Annotated in this window: 15 protein-coding genes; 7 read left to right on the forward strand and 8 right to left on the reverse strand. The window is 37.3% G+C overall.

Annotation, left to right across the window (positions count from 1 at the left end; genetic code table 11):
- The first annotated feature begins 26 nt into the window (after positions 1 to 26).
- The 5 genes from NI465_RS07085 to NI465_RS07105 all read left to right on the forward strand — a co-directional run bounded on the left by NI465_RS07085 (position 27) and on the right by NI465_RS07105 (position 6,614).
- Positions 27 to 509, forward strand: a complete 483-nt coding sequence (locus NI465_RS07085) for a hypothetical protein (RefSeq protein WP_253144807.1) — start codon at positions 27 to 29, stop codon at positions 507 to 509.
- 272 nt (positions 510 to 781) lie between these two features.
- Positions 782 to 3,466: a DNA methyltransferase gene (locus tag NI465_RS07090; protein WP_253144809.1), complete on the forward strand. Its 2,685-nt coding sequence runs from the start codon at positions 782 to 784 to the stop codon at positions 3,464 to 3,466.
- A 4-nt stretch (positions 3,467 to 3,470) separates the two neighbouring features.
- On the forward strand, positions 3,471 to 5,402 hold the full coding sequence (locus tag NI465_RS07095; protein WP_253144811.1) for a DEAD/DEAH box helicase: 1,932 nt from the start codon (positions 3,471 to 3,473) through the stop codon (positions 5,400 to 5,402).
- 3 nt (positions 5,403 to 5,405) lie between these two features.
- Positions 5,406 to 5,693, forward strand: a complete 288-nt coding sequence (locus NI465_RS07100) for a hypothetical protein (RefSeq protein WP_253144815.1) — start codon at positions 5,406 to 5,408, stop codon at positions 5,691 to 5,693.
- 3 nt (positions 5,694 to 5,696) lie between these two features.
- Positions 5,697 to 6,614, forward strand: a complete 918-nt coding sequence (locus NI465_RS07105; protein WP_253144818.1) for a GIY-YIG nuclease family protein — start codon at positions 5,697 to 5,699, stop codon at positions 6,612 to 6,614.
- Positions 6,615 to 6,788: 174 nt separating this feature from the next.
- Here NI465_RS07105 and NI465_RS07110 read toward each other — a convergent pair whose 3' ends face one another.
- From NI465_RS07110 to NI465_RS07145, 8 genes are all read right to left on the reverse strand, one after another.
- Positions 6,789 to 7,205, reverse strand: a complete 417-nt coding sequence (locus tag NI465_RS07110; protein ID WP_253144820.1) for a hypothetical protein — start codon at positions 7,203 to 7,205, stop codon at positions 6,789 to 6,791.
- The gene (locus tag NI465_RS07115) at positions 7,202 to 9,364 is read right to left on the reverse strand and encodes a hypothetical protein (RefSeq protein ID WP_253144824.1); all 2,163 of its coding nucleotides are present in this window, start codon (positions 9,362 to 9,364) and stop codon (positions 7,202 to 7,204) included. Before NI465_RS07115 ends, NI465_RS07110 begins: the two co-directional genes overlap by 4 nt.
- On the reverse strand, positions 9,361 to 10,365 hold the full coding sequence (locus NI465_RS07120) for a site-specific integrase (protein ID WP_253144827.1): 1,005 nt from the start codon (positions 10,363 to 10,365) through the stop codon (positions 9,361 to 9,363). The genes NI465_RS07115 and NI465_RS07120 overlap by 4 nt, the downstream gene beginning before the upstream one ends.
- A gap of 1 nt (position 10,366) precedes the next feature.
- Positions 10,367 to 10,918: a hypothetical protein gene (locus tag NI465_RS07125; protein ID WP_253144829.1), complete on the reverse strand. Its 552-nt coding sequence runs from the start codon at positions 10,916 to 10,918 to the stop codon at positions 10,367 to 10,369.
- Positions 10,915 to 12,285: a tyrosine-type recombinase/integrase gene (locus tag NI465_RS07130; protein WP_253144832.1), complete on the reverse strand. Its 1,371-nt coding sequence runs from the start codon at positions 12,283 to 12,285 to the stop codon at positions 10,915 to 10,917. The genes NI465_RS07125 and NI465_RS07130 overlap by 4 nt, the downstream gene beginning before the upstream one ends.
- A gap of 144 nt (positions 12,286 to 12,429) precedes the next feature.
- Positions 12,430 to 13,017 (reverse strand): single-stranded DNA-binding protein, encoded by a 588-nt coding sequence (gene ssb, locus NI465_RS07135; RefSeq protein ID WP_005245776.1) that lies wholly within the window; start codon positions 13,015 to 13,017, stop codon positions 12,430 to 12,432.
- Positions 13,018 to 13,068: 51 nt separating this feature from the next.
- Entirely contained in the window at positions 13,069 to 14,433 is a 1,365-nt protein-coding gene (locus tag NI465_RS07140) for an MFS transporter (RefSeq protein ID WP_253144835.1), read from the reverse strand.
- 153 nt (positions 14,434 to 14,586) lie between these two features.
- On the reverse strand, positions 14,587 to 15,675 hold the full coding sequence (locus NI465_RS07145; RefSeq protein ID WP_004647275.1) for a DUF475 domain-containing protein: 1,089 nt from the start codon (positions 15,673 to 15,675) through the stop codon (positions 14,587 to 14,589).
- A 222-nt stretch (positions 15,676 to 15,897) separates the two neighbouring features.
- Here NI465_RS07145 and tenA point away from each other — a divergent pair, with 222 nt between their 5' ends.
- Together tenA and NI465_RS07155 are read left to right on the forward strand one after the other, a co-directional pair.
- The gene (gene tenA, locus NI465_RS07150; protein WP_004729210.1) at positions 15,898 to 16,569 is read left to right on the forward strand and encodes a thiaminase II; all 672 of its coding nucleotides are present in this window, start codon (positions 15,898 to 15,900) and stop codon (positions 16,567 to 16,569) included.
- 219 nt (positions 16,570 to 16,788) lie between these two features.
- Positions 16,789 to 17,157: a hypothetical protein gene (locus NI465_RS07155; protein ID WP_004729209.1), complete on the forward strand. Its 369-nt coding sequence runs from the start codon at positions 16,789 to 16,791 to the stop codon at positions 17,155 to 17,157.
- Positions 17,158 to 17,267: the final 110 nt, after the last annotated feature.

Genomic DNA, 17,267 nt, shown 5'->3' on the forward strand with positions numbered 1-17,267 from the left:
TTTTATTTTTTTATGCTGTGATTGTCATGTCTATAAGCAATATGCCGATGTTTGAACTTTTTCCACCACTTTTTAAAAGCAAAAAGATTGAACAGTGGACAGCAAATGAGTTTTGGAAACACTTAAAACTTAGTAAAAAAGAACGTAATCGCTTTAATCGACAACGTATGTATCGATTACTGAGAAAACTAGTAGAAGATGGTTTTTTAACAAAAGAAACTAATTTGGTTAACCCTCGTTTTTCAACATTTTCGGAAACAAGTAAGCTTGATCAATTGAGAGAAATTACAGATATCTCTTTAGATTTTATAGAAATGAGTCACTCTAAAGAAGAAACTCAAAAGAAAATCTCCATGTTAGAAAAGCAACTAGAAAGCTTTTCTTTATTAGAAAAAAAATTTCCAAATTCAGCTATTAGGATCAATGCTGAAAAAAATAAATGTATTGAGACATTAACTGATCTCAATGCATATAATATAGCTTTAAATTGCGTCCTAACCTCTATGTAGAGGTTAGGGAATCTAAGATTAAAATTTTCAATTCCTCATTAGATGAATTCTATTGGCAGGGATTTGATTTGCTTAGATCAAGATTAATAAATGATTTTAATGAAAAGGAACTCATCCAGAATCATTGGAATGATTCTCAATTCCACACTAAGCATCCTATGACTTTTGATTGATTCCACGTCAATTTATGTCGCATACATAAGAAGGCTCATTCAATTTAACTTATTGTTTCCTTAAACTAACTATCAGCATTTAAATGGTTTTTTACCCAAATGAATATCGTCCAAATCGAAGAAAATGTTAAACAGATCATCCATAAAATTGCTCAAGATGAGCTAAATAAACAAGACTTTATCTATGAGTTGCTTTTAGCTTATGGACATCGTAGTCAATCTATTGGACGAGTGCGTAATGGTGAGCGTAATTTAGCTGAAGATAAAGAAAACACCGTTTTTTGGAAGCGCCAAATATACTTCAAAATTGCAAAACAGCATGATTTACATGGCTTGATTGATCAAATGAAGGGTGAGAAGCGAACTGAAAGTAATAAGATTCGCTTCTTGATCGTGACCGATTTTAAAAATCTATTAGCCATAGATACTAAAACACAAGATACATTGGATGTGCCTTTTAGTGATTTAGCTAAAAAATTTGATTTCTTCTTACCATGGGCTGGGATGGAGAAAGCTGTATATCAAGGCGAAAACCCTGCGGATGTTAAGGCTGCTGAAAAACTAGCAAAGCTATTTGACGAAATTAAAGCCGATAATTTTGATGAAAATGACTTAAATAATAAAGATAACTTACATCAACTCAATATTTTCTTATCTCGACTTTTATTTTGTTATTTTGCTGAAGATACCGAAATTTTTAAGGACAAACAGTTCACTTCGGCAATATCAAAGAGTAATGAAGATGGATCAGATTTATCAGCTTTAATTGGCCGATTATTTAAAGTGTTAAACCAATCTGCTGAAGATCGTGAAGCAGATTTACCTGACTACTTAGCAGATTTTCCGTATGTAAATGGCGGTTTGTTTAAAGATGATATTCAAGTACCAAAATTCACACGTAAATCACGTAGGATTTTAATTGAGTGTGGCGCAGAGTTAGATTGGTCTGATATTAACCCTGATATTTTTGGATCAATGTTCCAAGCAGTAGTTCATACAGAACAACGTAGCAATATGGGACAGCACTATACGTCTGTTCCAAATATTATGAAGGTGATTGAACCTTTATTTTTAAATGATCTTTACGAAGAACTAGAAAAGAATCAGAACAGCATAAATAAATTATTGCAACTACAGCAGCGTTTAGGGCAATTGAAAATTTTTGACCCTGCATGTGGTTCAGGAAACTTTCTTATTATTGCTTATAAAGAGCTTCGTAAGTTTGAAATGGAGCTTTTAAAACGTATTCAAGAGCTTGAACTTGATAAAACAGGTCAGCTTTCAAAACCATTTTCAGTAATTCAGGTTTCTCAATTTTATGGTATAGAAATTGATGATTTTGCTCATGAAATAGCAATTTTATCTTTATGGTTGACTGAACACCAAATGAATCTATCTTTTAAAGATGAATTTGGTGAACTCATTCCTACTTTGCCATTAAAAAATTCAGGTTACATAATGAATGGAAACTCACTTCAAATGGATTGGAATGAAGTTTGTCCTAAAGATACTGAAAGGTTCATCTTAGGAAACCCTCCATATTATGGAGCTAAAAAACAAAATAAGGATCAAAAAAATGATATGGCATTAGTTTTTAAGGGATCTAAAACTTATAAAAATCTTGATTATATTTCCTGTTGGGTAAAAAAAGGGGCTGAAATAATTGATGTAAATACAAAAGTAGCTTTCGTTACTACTAATTCACTAGTTCAAGGTGATCAGGTTGACTTACTCTGGTCACATTTACCTACAAATAACATTGAAATTGGTTTTGCACATCAAACATTTAAATGGGGAAATAGTGCCAAAAAAAATGCTGGCGTTAGTTGTGTTATTATAGGATTAAGATCAAAATCTGAAAATAAAAGACTTATTTTCACAGATTTAGTTGTGAAGTCTGTGAAAAATATTTCACCTTATCTTACTGATAATAATGATTTAATAGTTAAAAAAAGAAAGGAAAGTATTTCTAATTTACCTAGAATGGTATATGGTAACATGCCACTAGAAGGTAATTATTTAAAACTAGATGCTGATGAAAAATTAAAAATAGAAACAGAGTATCCTGAAGCAAGCTATTTAATCAGACCTTTAATTGGTGGAAATGAACATTTATATAATGAAAAAAGATGGTGTTTATGGATAGATAATTGTGATTTAGACTTTGCGATGTCTATTGAACCTATTAAAAATCGAATTGAGCAAGTTAGATTATTTAGAGAAACTGGTGGAGAGGTTGCGCAAACATTAGTTTCAAGGTCACATCAGTTTAGATATCGTCATGAAGCTAAAAATTCACTTTTACTAATTCCTTGTACTTCTTCAGAGAGAAGAGATTATTTACCAATTGGTATTTATGATAGTAATTATATAACTTTAAATTCCGCTCAAATTATCTATGATCCCCCTATAGAGTTATTATCTATTTTATCATCTAAAATGCATATGCTTTGGACTAAAGCTGTTGCAGGAGCATTAGAATCACGAATTAGATATTCAAATATTCTTTGCTATAACACTTTTCCTTTCCCTAAAATTAACGAAAATCAAAAACTTTTATTAATCAATCAAAGTATTGCTATCTTGCAGGAGCGAGAAAAATATTCAGATAAAAATATAGCTGATATTTATGATCCTGAAAAAATGCCTCTCAGTCTGAAAAATGTTCATAAAGAAAATGACCTGTTAATTGAAAGTATCTATAGAAAGTCTATATTTCAAGATGACAATGAAAGATTAGATTATTTATTTAAGAAATATGAGAAAATGGTTGGGGATAACTAATGTTATGAAAAATTTAATAGAAGTAAATTATCAACAAACTGGAAAAAGCACCTCAATCAATAATATGGGGATGCGGGCTATGCAAGCTCGTGCATTTGAATCTCGCAATAGTCAGTATTTACTGTTAAAAGCCCCACCCGCATCAGGTAAGTCTCGTGCTTTGATGTTTTTGGGCTTAGACAAACTACACAACCAAGGGTTGAAAAAAGTTATTGTAGCCGTACCTGAACGCTCTATTGGTGGTTCATTTGCTAGCACTAAGCTGAGTGAAAGCGGCTTTTTTGCAGATTGGGACATCAAACCTGAAAATAATTTATGTACTGCTGGTGGCGATAAAAGCAAAGTAAAAGCCTTTAAACGTTTTATGGAAGGTACAGATCAAATTTTAGTATGTACACATGCCACACTAAGATTTGCTTTTGAAGAACTCGAAGATCATGTATTTGACAATACATTAGTGGCAATTGATGAATTCCACCATGTTTCAGCCGATGCTGACAATATTCTAGGTACTGTTCTTAAATCTTTAATGGACAATACCACGGCTCATATCGTTGCGATGACAGGTTCATACTTCCGTGGTGATAGCGTTCCTGTACTTACGCCTGAAGATGAAGCGAAGTTTGATAAAGTTTCTTTTAACTATTACGAACAACTTAATGGCTATACCTATTTAAAGTCTTTAGGTATTGGTTATCACTTCTACAAAGGACGTTACTTTGCAAAAGATGATGAAGGCGTTATTGCAATTGCAGAAGTACTAGATACAGATAAAAAAACCATCATTCATATTCCAAACGTAAATTCAGGTGAATCAACCAAAGATAAATATGATGAGGTGGATGCGATCCTCGAAATCATTGGTGAATTTGTCGCTAAAGATCCTGATACTGGAATTATCACCGTCAAACGTGCAGATGGTAAGATTTTAAAAGTAGCGGACCTCGTTGAAGAAGATGGTCGTGATAAAGTTGTTGAATATCTACGTAACATTAAAACCGTAGATGATCTTGATCTCATCATCGCCCTAGGCATGGCGAAGGAAGGCTTTGACTGGCAATTCTGTGAACATGCTTTAACGATTGGTTATCGTGGCTCTTTGACTGAAATTGTGCAGATTGTGGGACGTTGTACACGAGATAGCTCGAACAAATCACATGCACAATTTACCAATCTTATTGCTCAACCTGATGCACAAGACACTGAGGTAAAATTTGCAGTAAACAATATGCTGAAAGCCATCACTGCATCTTTATTAATGGAACAAATACTTGCACCAAACTTCAAGTTTAAAACTAAACGTGATGATGAAGATATTGTTCCGCCAGGAACACTCACGATTAAAGGTTTTAAAGAACCAAGCACGGCAAAAACAAAGGCGATTATTGAAAATGATCTTGTGGACCTAAAAGCAGCGATTCTTCAAGATGCTAAAGTGATTGCAGGTTCAGCAGGTAAGGTTGAGCCTGAAGTGGTGAATAAAGTCCTTATCCCTAAGATCATCCAAACCAAATACCCTGACTTAACGAAAGCTGAACTTGAAGAAGTGAGTCAATATTTAGTCGTTGACTCAGTGATTAGCACAGCAGAAGTCAAAGAAGTTGGTGATAAAAAATTTATTCGTATGGCGGATAAATTTATCAATATCGAAGACCTGAATATTGATTTAATTCAATCTGTGAATCCATTCCAAAAAGCGTTTGAAATCCTATCAAAAGAAGTCACAGTCAATGTACTAAAATTGATTAAGGAGGCAATCGAAGCAACTAAAATTACCATGACTCAAGAAGAAGCTATTGAGTTATGGCCTAAGTTAAAAGCTTTTAAAGTTCAGTTTGGTCGTGAGCCTAGTCTAGAATCAAATAACTTAATTGAGAAACGATTAGCCGAATGCCTAATCTATATCCGTGAGCAACGTAGACGAGCTGGAGTGTAAAACGTGGAAGATTTTAGCTGGCTTCAAGATATGATTGCTGATGATGACTTAGGTCTTTTAAACGTAAAGAAAAAGACGTCTGCCCTAACGGCTGATGAACAGTTAGTCTCCAAGTTTTATGAAATTAATAATTTTGTGACACAGCATGGACGTGTGCCTGAGAAAAGTATGACAAACATTTCGGAGTTTATGCTTGCGAGTCGTTTAGAAGCTATTAAATCCAATCCAGAGCAATATATGGCTTTGGCTGATTATGATGAACACAATCTACTTCCAGAACATCAGGATTAAAATATGTCAGATATTAAGTCACTAGAAGATATTTTTAATGATGATGATCTAGGTTTGCTCGATGATGGTAAAGATGGTGACATCTTTAAAATTAAGCATGTGCCTGTCCAACGTGCAGCAGCTGATGAAGTTGCTAAACGGAAACGTTGTAAGGACTTTGATCAATTTGAGCATCTATTTAAAGATGTTCATAGAGAACTTCGAGAAGGAAAGCGTAAGCTATTACCATTTCATGATAAAAGTTATCAGCTCGAAAAAGGAAGTTACTATGTTTTAAATGGTCTTTTGATTTATTTGGCAGATTTTACATTTACTAGAGAAGATAAGACCGTTAATAATGTCAGAACCAGAAAAGATGGTCGGACACGTACTATCTTTGAGAATGGCACGGAATCAACCATGCTGTACCGTTCATTAGCTAAAGCATTATATAAAGAGGGACGTATTGTTTCAGAAACCAATGAGCAAGCAAATTCCAATTTTTACACTAATTTTAGCGGTATCACTAAAGATGACACATCGACAGGCTATATTTATATTCTGAAATCTAAAAGTACAGATCCACGTATCCAGTCACTCGAACACCTTTATAAAATTGGTTTTGCAACAACAACAGTTGAAAAACGTATTGCTAACGCAAAAAAAGAATCTACTTACTTGATGGCAGATGTTGAAGTCATTGCTGAGTTCAAGGTATTTAATATTAACCCACAGAAGTTTGAATACTACTTACATTCTTTCTTTGGTGAAGCTTGTCTTGATCTATTGGTAGCAGGCAATGATGGTAAGAATCATCGACCTAAAGAGTGGTTTATTGCACCTTTAGAAATAATTCAGGAAGCTGTTAAGTTGCTAGTAAATGGGCAGATTATGGGTTATCAATACAATAAGTTTAAGAAAAAGATTGAATTAAGATCATAAGTTATTTTAAATGTCTGAATACAATGAAAATTCCTTTTTACCTACTAAAGCCACCCCTTTTACATTGATGGCAGTGATGAATTAGGGAAATTTAACCTGACAGACACAATAAAAAATGTGGAACTGGTAGATCGGGTTTGAGCTAGTACATATAAAAGATCTTTTGTCGAAAACTCATTTTTTCACTAATGGCCTATCCAATGTAGCCAAATCTACATTCGGCATTTGAGATAAATTATATTGCCATCGTCTGTACTGGTCTGCCCATAAACTTTCTTTTGCTTCAAGTAACTTTTTCAAATGTGAAATTTGGCTTCTTAACTCTTCATTCTCTTTGATAAGCATATCAATCGTTACATCACCCATTGAAGCTATAACGGTCGATTTTGCCTCTCTAAGCGTCTTTTTCCGAAGATTAAAAGCCTGTTTTACAGGCTCATAGCTCATTAAGGTAAATTTAGAAATAGAAGATTTATCTAATGCTCTAGCTACTGACACTGCGAAAAGATCCCAAGTTAACTTACCTGACCATTTATTAAGGATACTTTCGATAACTTTCATTTCTTTGACATCAATGAATTTATGTTTCATAAGCCACCTTGCAATAATGCTAAGAATGAATTTTTTGAGTCATTCGCTAATTGTTCAGACATAGGATGCTTTTCATCTACCGTATTCATAAAATTTTGTTCACCTAATGCAATTTTTGTCAGGCTCACATCTAACTCTTCTGGGATACGGAGTATTAAGCCATCAGGTAATTGATCATCTTCTAGGTACTTCAATAATGTCTTAATAATAGCGAGTTTTTTGCCATGGTAAACTAACCAAGCATTTGCACCATGAAAGCCTTCTTGCGTAGCAGCAGCGGCTCGATTCAGTTCATTTTGCACAACATCTTCTAACTGCTTGAGATGTTCAACATTTTTCGGCAATCCTTTTACACATGCATGTTCTTTACAACTGATACATTCACCAGCTTTAGTACAAGGTGTCATTGTCCAGTCATGCTCACAGTATCCATAACCTGAGACTTGTACTGTACCTATTCGATCTTTACGTCCCAGCATTTCAAATGTCACAGGTACATTAGCTTTGATAGCTTCCAAAGCGGTTGTACCATCTAAACTTTCCAATCCAAGTTCTAAAAGTTTTCTAGATTCAGCTTTAAACTCACTCATTGGTCGCAAATCATAAGCACGATTATCTTCAATTCTTGAACGTCCAGCAAACATAGCTAGATCCAGAGAGTCCATCTCACCACGCTCTGCCATCGTAGATAGCCAAACTCTAATTTGATGAGAGGAAATAACTATCTCGCTTCCATCTTCATTTTTAATGCCTAATTCACTGAATAAAGAATGTGTGCCTGGTAATCTCTGACGTCTTGCACCTAAAGCGTCGTTTAACAAATTAATACTCGGTGATACGAAACTATAGTTTTTAGGTAAAAAATTTACATGAAACTCATGTTCTCGTATTAGACATAACATTTCATATATTGGTTTATTAATCTCTGCAATATTTGGCCATGATGGAAAAAGTGCACTAGATTTTTTTACTTGGTATTTAGCTATATTACCGTAAGTTAAGTAATTTTTACTACCTAACATATCTGCAACCCATTTTTGACCAAACAATCTTTTTATAGCACCTCCATGAGTAAATGCAGATTCAGATAAAGTTCGAGATGGATCCTCAAATCCCATTGCTGCTGCAAATTCAGCAACAGTTAATGGGGAGTCTTCTGAGTGATTCCATGATGTCAAACAACCTACATGTCTATAAAATTGGTTTGGGTTTTCAATAGCCCATTTGGCAGCTTTTCTAGCAGGCTCTCCAATTTCAATCAATCGCTTAACAGCTTCCTTAACTGTAGGAGCTATTAACGGATGAACCGGCTTAGAAATAAAACCTCCCCCTTTTTCAGCCTTCCATCGAATGTAAAGAATTTTTGTTTCTTTATCTTCTAATTGCTGAGTTTTCTTATTCCTAACCCTTTCACGATGCGTTTCTTCAAATAGACAATCTACTGTTAAAAAACATAACTCTCCACCACGACTAGGAGCACACATCAATAAGACAGCTTGAGCTGAGTAAAATTTTTGATAAGGTGTTTTTGCTAATCTGAATGCATCAGCTAATGCTGTTATTTCAAAGCTTGTTAATAATCTATCTTCTTGCCATTTTCTGGCTTCTGCTGATGTACCTTGTGCTTTATTTCCAGGGCGTTTCCACGGATTTTTCCATATTGGTATAGTTATATTAATTTTAAAAAGTCGCAAATCTTCTAAAATTTTTTCCAACATTTGTCCATAACGGTATCTTGAAGATTCAGAACTCCGTTCATAAATAATCTCAGTTATCTTTCTTAGTACAATCCCATCAAGTAGTAAAACATCTGCCTTAGAGTAAACAAAGAGTAATGCATCATGACAAGCCTTTAGTACCATCATCATGTTGCCAGGATTTGTTGCATTCCAAGTCTGGCTGTCTCTTACATATGCTTTAGCAAAATCAATAAATGGTGATTGCATTGGAGAACCAGTATTTCTACCTTGTTCAGCTAATCCAGTAAACTCCATAGATTGAGCACGACCATTAGGTAGTCGATGTTTCCAATTTGAGCTGCTAAAACCACCCTGTTCCTCATAAACTGTTAACTGATGTTTTGCCCTCAAGATAAAATCATTTAAATTTTTTTGACAATCTAATTCATGTTTAGGTACAAATGGAATGATTTCACTCATGCTCTTATTTCCTCCATTTTAATACGCTTATCACAAGCATCTAAAATGGCTTTTACACGAGATAATTGTAAGTCATAAGACTTTATAACTAATTCGCTAGCACCATCTTTATTTCGTTGTTCAATTTCCTCTAATAAATCCAAAAATAATTCATCCCAAGGTGCATAAAGTAAAGGTTGAAATTGATCACATAGCAGACATGCCTTCATTCCAGCTTGACACGATGGAGAGCCTCCACAATTACCAATCTGTTTATTGTCTCCCTTATAAATTCTGCTACTAATATCTTTTCCTCGTCTAGCTTCTCTCTCATCCGCAATTAGTCGACCTTCAAATTTAGTAGCTAGGAAAGTCATAGGATCATTCATGTGCTCAAAGATGCGTAAGGCCAATTCATGTGTATGAGCTGTGTAAACTTTCAATTGTTGAGTATCTGAATGATCCATTAAATATGCCATTTGAACTCCCGTGATTCCATGCCGAACCAAGTTTGTTGCACGTGTTCGTCTGCATCTTACTGGAGTAAAATGAATACAATCTGATGTTCTTTCAGAAATAGCGTCACACTTTCGAGATAGACTCGTAGTTAAAATATCAACATCTTTGATTGAAGCATGAAAATAATCAGGTGTTGTCTTCAATTTTTCGCGGAATAATTCTAATGAATCTACTGCTTTCAACCTATTAAGGTTGGAAAAAACCGGAAGCTCTTTTAAGTCTTCTTCAGTTAGTTCTGGTATGTATTTTCTAGCTATTTTCTTATTTTTCTCAGTTAAATTTTTCAGAATCAGATACATATCTTCACTGATACATATTGACCGTGATTCTCCTCTAAACTTACTACCTCTTTGCTTAGCCCTTGGAATATCAAGCTCGTACTTTAGACCATCAACATCAGTTTTGACGGTTAAATCAACTACTCTTAATGCTCGTATCTGATTTGGTCGGCGAGCCGTAGAATAAATTGTATAAAACCATGCAAACTCTTCTAAACTAATCAATTCACTTTTGAATGCATTCCCAGCCCATACATACTAACAGTGATTGTTGCTCAGTTAATGTATATGCCCCTGTATAAGGACAATGGTGAGTAACTGCCTTACCTTTAGTATTTCCTGCTAATACAATCTTATCTAAAACCTCTTCAACACCCGTAGTTAATCCATTAAATCCCCAAGAGATCCAATTACGTAATAGAGCACGAATAGTTCCTAACTTATATTCATCCTCTTTTTTCAAACTAGCTTTAATATTCAAAATCAATTCAGGTGTAATCAGTCCACCCTCATATATATCTGTATCTATTAGGTATCTTCTAAAATAACTCCAACAGTTATTTGTGTAATGAGCTGATACTTCCTCAGCTAATCTCGCAATTGTTAAGCGGAACCCCTTAAGCACTTCTGGATGGATTTTTGTATTTACAATATCCCAGTTTAGTATCAATGAATTATCTAAAGGCCAATGTGAATCAAAAAAATCAAATGCATAACCTGCCTTACTTAATCGTGTTTCGAGATAGAACTCAGTAACATCTGCATAATCCTGTTTCATTCAAATTTTCCAATATTTAGATGTTCATCAATTCTATTTTGTTCATTTTTTAGGAGCTTCTCTGCTTGTTCCTTAGTATGTCTCAAGTTATAAACCAAGGCAGATGTAGCACTACGATGCCCATTTAAATACATCCTTTGCTCTATTTCCTTTTTTTCCGAAATAACATCATTTAGCCTGTCTTCCTCTACAGCTAACTTATTGTTTGTATCAATAATTTGAGAAAATCTTTTATTAAAGTTATGTCTAAAGCTGTGCTTAGTTATAGTTTTAGATGTAGAAAAACCATTCTTTTTAATAAAATCTGCTAATTTTTCACTAACAGCCACTTTCTCTACCATTTTAGAAAATTGAATTAGTGATAATGGATCGCCTTTACTTTTTCCTTTATTTGAAACAAACAAAAAACTATGTGATTTTGCATTAGGTATTTCTCTACGCTCATATAAAACATAATTTCTAAGTTCATTAGATAGTTTTCGTGAGATAGGAATATCTCTTTCTTCAGTTTTTGCATTTGGTTCGAATCTACGTTTTGTATCTTCGGGATCGTTATGCCTTCTTCTTACTTGAATTACTGAATCCGAAAAATCAATATCTGTAATCTTTAGCTGTAATATTTCACCAGTTCTCATACCTGTTTCATACAACACTCGAAACAATAAATAATTTCTGGTTCTAACAGCAGAAGTAAATGGATTCATTGGATTCTCTAAATCAACAATCCTCATGACCTCATCAAAAACTTCGGGAGGAGGCGCCTTCTTATCCGGATCAATTACTTTGTTTCTGGAACTACGTCCTTTACTCTTTTGATTCAAGATATTGCATTTAATTCGAGATATCTGATCTAAGTAAGCTGAAAAAGAAGGCTTTGATCTTAAGATATTGATTGCTAAGAATTCAAAATACTCTGCAAACTCATGAATTCTACCTATTTGTTGCTCTACCCCTACTATTGGATCAGGGATTTTACTTATCGGAGATATGAATTTAATTAAATTATCATTTCTTGTTTTTTTCGATGAGGCTTTTAAATTTCTTCTAGCAGCTTTAGAAGTTAACTTACAATGATGGCCAATCTGATGAATTTCATTTGTCGTAAATAAATCATCATTCAATATTTTAGTATGATCATTAATTATGCGAATTATCTTGTCTGATAAACGTTCACCTATAATTTGTTCCCAAATATTGATATGAACCAAGTTATTTAAATGTGCTCTTTGAGTAGCCTGAGTCTGAGATCTCAATTTAGTAGTCATATAGAGTGTAGTCCAGAAATCAGGAATACCATCTTCATTAACTAACAAAGTAAATCGCTCACCATCTTGAGCTATGAAATTTTTACGGTGTAAGTCAGGCATACTTAAGAATAATAAATACAATGTTTTATATTGTATAAAGTTATTTTCCACAAAATACAAGTTTTTTAGAGTAAAAAAAATAAGAACCCAATCTAAATCAGGTTCTTACTTTATATTAAATACAATATTTAGTTATTGTATAGTCTAAAATGGAAGGTCATCATCTAGATCTGCTGCAGGTGCTGCTGTTGGAGCAGGTGCAGATTTTGGCGCAAAACCACTCGGATTATTATTGCCATAACCGCCGCCCTGGTTGTTGCTAAAACCGCCTTGCTGTGGCGCTGAACCATAACCTGATTGCGGGTTATTGCCATAACCACCCTGGTTGTTGTTCGCCTGATTATTGTTATTAAAGCGTGGCTGGTTAAAGCTGCTCTCGCCCTGATCATTTTGAGGACGGCTAGAGTCTAACATCTGCATTTGTTCACCACGAATTTCCGTCGTATAGCGCTCCTGACCATTCTGGTCAGTCCACTGACGGGTACGTAATGAACCTTCAATATATACTTTTGAGCCTTTACGAAGATATTGCTGTGCAATTTCACCTAAACGGTTATGCAACACGATACGGTGCCATTCCGTTTGTTCTTTACGTTCACCGGTACTTTTATCTGTCCACGAATCGCTGGTTGCGATCGAGAATTGAGTGAGAGAGCCACCATTTGCAAAAGTTTTGGTTTCCGGATCTTTACCCAAAGTACCCACTAAAATAACTTTATTTACACCACGCATTTGCCGTTTACTTCCTATATATTTCTGTATTTTACTTTATAAGAGTTATGCTTAAATGGCTACCTCTTTACCCAACAAGTGCGTTAATTGTTGTCGCGAAGCATCATCAATCTGCTGTTTATCGACTTTTACATAGGCAACTTGCTGTTCAGACATCACCACGACCTCTTCAATACCACGAATCGCCAAAAGCTGAGAAGTCCATTCGTCAGTTTGTCTGCTTTCCGGCAAACGCAACACCAGCGATGACAGATAGCGTGGCTGAGCCAGCCCAAAACTCATCAGTAGCCAAACCATCGCGATCCCTGTCAGGATACTCCAGCCCATCGAGGTATTGTTCAGCAGTAATAATTGTCCGCCAATCATACCGCCAAAGAAAGCCCCTAAAAACTGGCTGCTGGCATTCACGCCCATCGCGGTGGCTTTGGACTGAATCGGTGCCGCTTTCGACAACCAGGACGGCAACATAGCTTCCATGACATTAAAGGCGATGAAGAACAGACCCAGACCAATCAGCAAGACATATTTGGATTCAAACCCAAATGCCATCACCATCAAACCCAGAATAATACCGGTAATGGCCACCAGAAAAATCGCGCGCATTTTGTGGTATTTTTCTGCCAGGATAATACTTGGAAAGGCAAAAAACAGGCTCAGCACCAACAGCGGCAAATATACCCAGCCATGACTGGAAAGTGGCAGATCCGCAAATTCGATCAGCTGCGAAGGTACATAGATAAACATGGCGGTGAGTAATAAATGCAGGGTAAAGACCGACACATGCAGACGATTCAGATCCCCGATTTTGATTACCTGTTTCAACTGTGCCAGATAGCCTTGCTGAAAGTTTTGATGATGCCGCGTGACTTTAGGCACCATCAACAGCATGGCAATCGCCGCCAGGCCCATCACCGTGGTGACCCAGAACAACCCAGAGATACCCACCAGACCCGTCAGCCAGGGCCCCAGACTAAAGGCCACCACAAAAGACAGGCCGATACTCATGCCCATCATCGCCATGGCTTTCATGCGGTTTTCTTCACGGGTGACATCTGCCAGCAATGCCATCACCACAGCAGATACTGCACCACCACCGGCGATCGCTCGGCCGATAATCACGCCATAAATGGTGTCCGACATGGCCGCAATTGCACCGCCCAGCGCAAATAGTAGCAGCCCTAAAACCACCAGTGGCTTACGGCTGTAACGGTCGGCAATCAGGCTGAATGGAATCTGCAATAAAGCCTGGGTCAGACCATAGACCCCGACCGCCAAACCGATCAGTGCAGGTGTTGCATATTGATATGCCTGCCCTGCCACAGAAAACACCGGGATAATCATAAACAACCCCAGCATGCGCAGTGCAAAAATACTGCTCAGGGCAAAGGTTGAACGACGTTCTAAAGCATTCATCATAAATTATGGCGATTGGGTTAATTAATCTGGAGCCCAGATTATAGGACATTCAGCTCATTAATAAGACATGAATTTTATTTGAAATAAAGATGATGCCAATCTAAAAACAAAAAAGCGCAGCCGGAGCTACGCTTTTTATTCAGGAACAGCGCTTTATTTGTCTAAAGCCGCCTGACGCTTTTTGTATTGAATCGAGGCAAATACTGCCCAGACAATAAAGGCTACACCGATCAGACCGGTTACCACTTCTGGCACATGCAGACCGGTTCCGCTGGCAATCATAATGAAAGCCAGTGCACCGATGGCATAATGCGCACCATGTTCCAGGTAGATATAAGCATCCAATGTGCCCTGCTCAACCAGATAAATCGTCATTGAACGGACAAAGATCGCACCAATTGCCAGACCCAGCATGATGATGACCACGTCTGAGGTAATCGCAAAGGCACCGATCACGCCATCAAAACTGAAAGAGGCATCCAGGACTTCTAGATAGAGGAAACCACCAATACCGGCTTTCACTACACCCGTCGGTACGCCATTTTCATCATGACGAATGGCATTGCCTTCTTCATCGACTTCCGGTTCACCACCGAGCATATGGCTCAGAACCTGCACACCGATATAAATCACGATGCCCCAGATCCCCGCCATAGTCACTGCCAGACGCTTAGCTTCATCGACATTGGCTGCCATAATTAACAAGGCTACCAGTGCGATAAACACCGACATCGCCGGTACATTGGCCAGATTGGACAGACGGCGTTCCACCCGTCTGAACCAATGCGTGTCTTTTTCTTCATCCAGGAAGAAGTTCAGGAATACCATCAACAGAAAAGCACCACCAAAAGCAGCAATCTCAGGATGATGTGCCATTAAACGTGCTGAATATTCTTTCGGATCATTCAGGGCCAGACGTACCACTTCCATAAAGCCCAGGTCTGCAGTCACTGCAACAATGACCACTGGGAAGATCAAACGCATCCCGAAAACTGCAATCAGAATACCGACTGTCAGGAACAGCATTTTCCAGAAATGATCCCAACCCCGTAGGACTGAGGCATTAACAACCGCGTTATCAAAGGACAACGACACTTCCATAATCGCTAAAATAGCGGTGATGGTTAGCGCTGTGAGCATGGTTTGCAGGCCTGCGTCAGGACCATGGGTATAACCCCAATATGCAGACAAACCAAGACACACGATCGAAAATGCAATCGAGAAACCAAAATGTTTCAACATACACAACGACCTTGGATAAATTAAATAAATGTATGGCTGCGAGAGAGCAGCAATACGAATAGGAAAAGTTAAGCTAATTATGAAACTTTTAGCGCATAAACCAAAGCACTTCCTGAGCTGTTTTATCTTATTTTCTGTTTTTAAAATTTGCCGATCTTTTAAACAGCCCGATCTTTGCTATAGTGCCGCATGGTTTAACTTGAACTGCAAAGGATTTTCAGCATGAGTTTTTCACAAGAGGTATGGCAACGTAATCTCGGACTTTATCAGAAGACCCTGGCCCTGCCCTTTAATCAGCAACTGGCGCAAGGTACTTTAAGCCGTGAAGCCTTTAGTCATTATGTGATTCAGGATGCGCATTATTTACTGGCCTATGGCCGTGCACTGGCCGTGTGTGCCGCCAAAGCTTTTGAAGCGGACGATGTAATCCAGTTTGCCGAGGCAGCCAAAATTGCGATTGTGGTGGAACGTAGCCTGCATGATGGCTTTATGCAAGATTTTGGCATTAGCAAAGAGCAATTTGAGCAGACACCGTTGACGCTGGCATGTCATCACTATACTTCTTATCTGACTTCGACCGCCTGGTCAGAAAGCTACCCGGTGGTGCTAGCCTCGTTGCTGCCTTGTTTCTGGATTTATGCCGAAGTTGGTAAAGATATTGTCGACAACTCTGCGCCGAATAATCCGTATCAAGCCTGGGTGGATACCTATTCAGGAGAGGAATTCCACACTGCGGTGCGGAATGTGATTGCGACCGTTGACCGTGTTGCGGCGCGTGTTGATGCCGATACACTAGAAAAAATGCATGCAGCTTATACGCATGCTGCCCGTCTGGAATGGTTATTCTGGGACAGTGCCTTTGAGCAACGCCAGTGGCCTGGTCTGGATGAATAAGACGAATAAAAAAAGCCCTGTTTAAGACAGGGTCTTTTGGTTATAGCCGTTTAAAAAAATTTCTGCTGTCATAAACCGATCATAAAAACGGCTTAGTCTGAAAAAAACAAGGATAGAACGGGCCGCTACGCTAGACCTAGCTATAAGCCAAAAATTGCCGCACAATAATTGAGAATAATTATCAATTAATAAAATCAATCCCGGAAAGAGGCAGATGATATGCACACTTTAGGCACCGAAGCGATTCGGGCATTTTTTACCCTGCAATGTTGCTGGCTCAATAATGAAGAAATCTATTTGGAACAAGGCTGTCCAGATTGTAGCTCGGCAGCGACTTATCTGATTTACCATACCAACACGCATATCCAGAAACATCTGCTGAAATTTATTGAAAAGTATCGCTGTCATCAGGCGCGACGTAACGATTTGCTCGACCTGGATTTTTTCCAAAAAGACTATGAGGACTTTCTGCACATTCTGGAAAATGAAGTCAATTTTTATGCACGTCTGCATCATGATGTGTCACGTGAACGCTGCTTTGAAGAGATCGAGTCTATCTTTGAACGCCATTATGCAATGGCTTATTAGGTATTGGCCTTGTACATGATCATTGTGAATATTTAGGCAATCGACTACTGCGTTTGTTAATGTTGTGATGAATTGACCAATCACCGACATAACTTGACGTTTAAAATACT

Source organism: Acinetobacter lwoffii (assembly GCF_024129855.1).
GTDB classification, from domain to species: Bacteria; Pseudomonadota; Gammaproteobacteria; order Pseudomonadales; family Moraxellaceae; genus Acinetobacter; species Acinetobacter lwoffii_L.

Coding starts and splice junctions, on each gene's coding strand:
- tenA (WP_004729210.1), top strand. CDS start 15,898: ATGAGTTTTTCACAAGAGGTATGGCAACGTAATCTCGGACTTTATCAG.
- NI465_RS07115 (WP_253144824.1), bottom strand. CDS start 9,364: ATGAGTGAAATCATTCCATTTGTACCTAAACATGAATTAGATTGTCAA.
- NI465_RS07110 (WP_253144820.1), bottom strand. CDS start 7,205: ATGAAACATAAATTCATTGATGTCAAAGAAATGAAAGTTATCGAAAGT.
- NI465_RS07085 (WP_253144807.1), top strand. CDS start 27: ATGTCTATAAGCAATATGCCGATGTTTGAACTTTTTCCACCACTTTTT.
- NI465_RS07090 (WP_253144809.1), top strand. CDS start 782: ATGAATATCGTCCAAATCGAAGAAAATGTTAAACAGATCATCCATAAA.
- NI465_RS07105 (WP_253144818.1), top strand. CDS start 5,697: ATGTCAGATATTAAGTCACTAGAAGATATTTTTAATGATGATGATCTA.
- NI465_RS07155 (WP_004729209.1), top strand. CDS start 16,789: ATGCACACTTTAGGCACCGAAGCGATTCGGGCATTTTTTACCCTGCAA.
- NI465_RS07125 (WP_253144829.1), bottom strand. CDS start 10,918: ATGAAACAGGATTATGCAGATGTTACTGAGTTCTATCTCGAAACACGA.
- NI465_RS07140 (WP_253144835.1), bottom strand. CDS start 14,433: ATGATGAATGCTTTAGAACGTCGTTCAACCTTTGCCCTGAGCAGTATT.
- ssb (WP_005245776.1), bottom strand. CDS start 13,017: ATGCGTGGTGTAAATAAAGTTATTTTAGTGGGTACTTTGGGTAAAGAT.
- NI465_RS07130 (WP_253144832.1), bottom strand. CDS start 12,285: ATGCCTGACTTACACCGTAAAAATTTCATAGCTCAAGATGGTGAGCGA.
- NI465_RS07145 (WP_004647275.1), bottom strand. CDS start 15,675: ATGTTGAAACATTTTGGTTTCTCGATTGCATTTTCGATCGTGTGTCTT.
- NI465_RS07095 (WP_253144811.1), top strand. CDS start 3,471: ATGAAAAATTTAATAGAAGTAAATTATCAACAAACTGGAAAAAGCACC.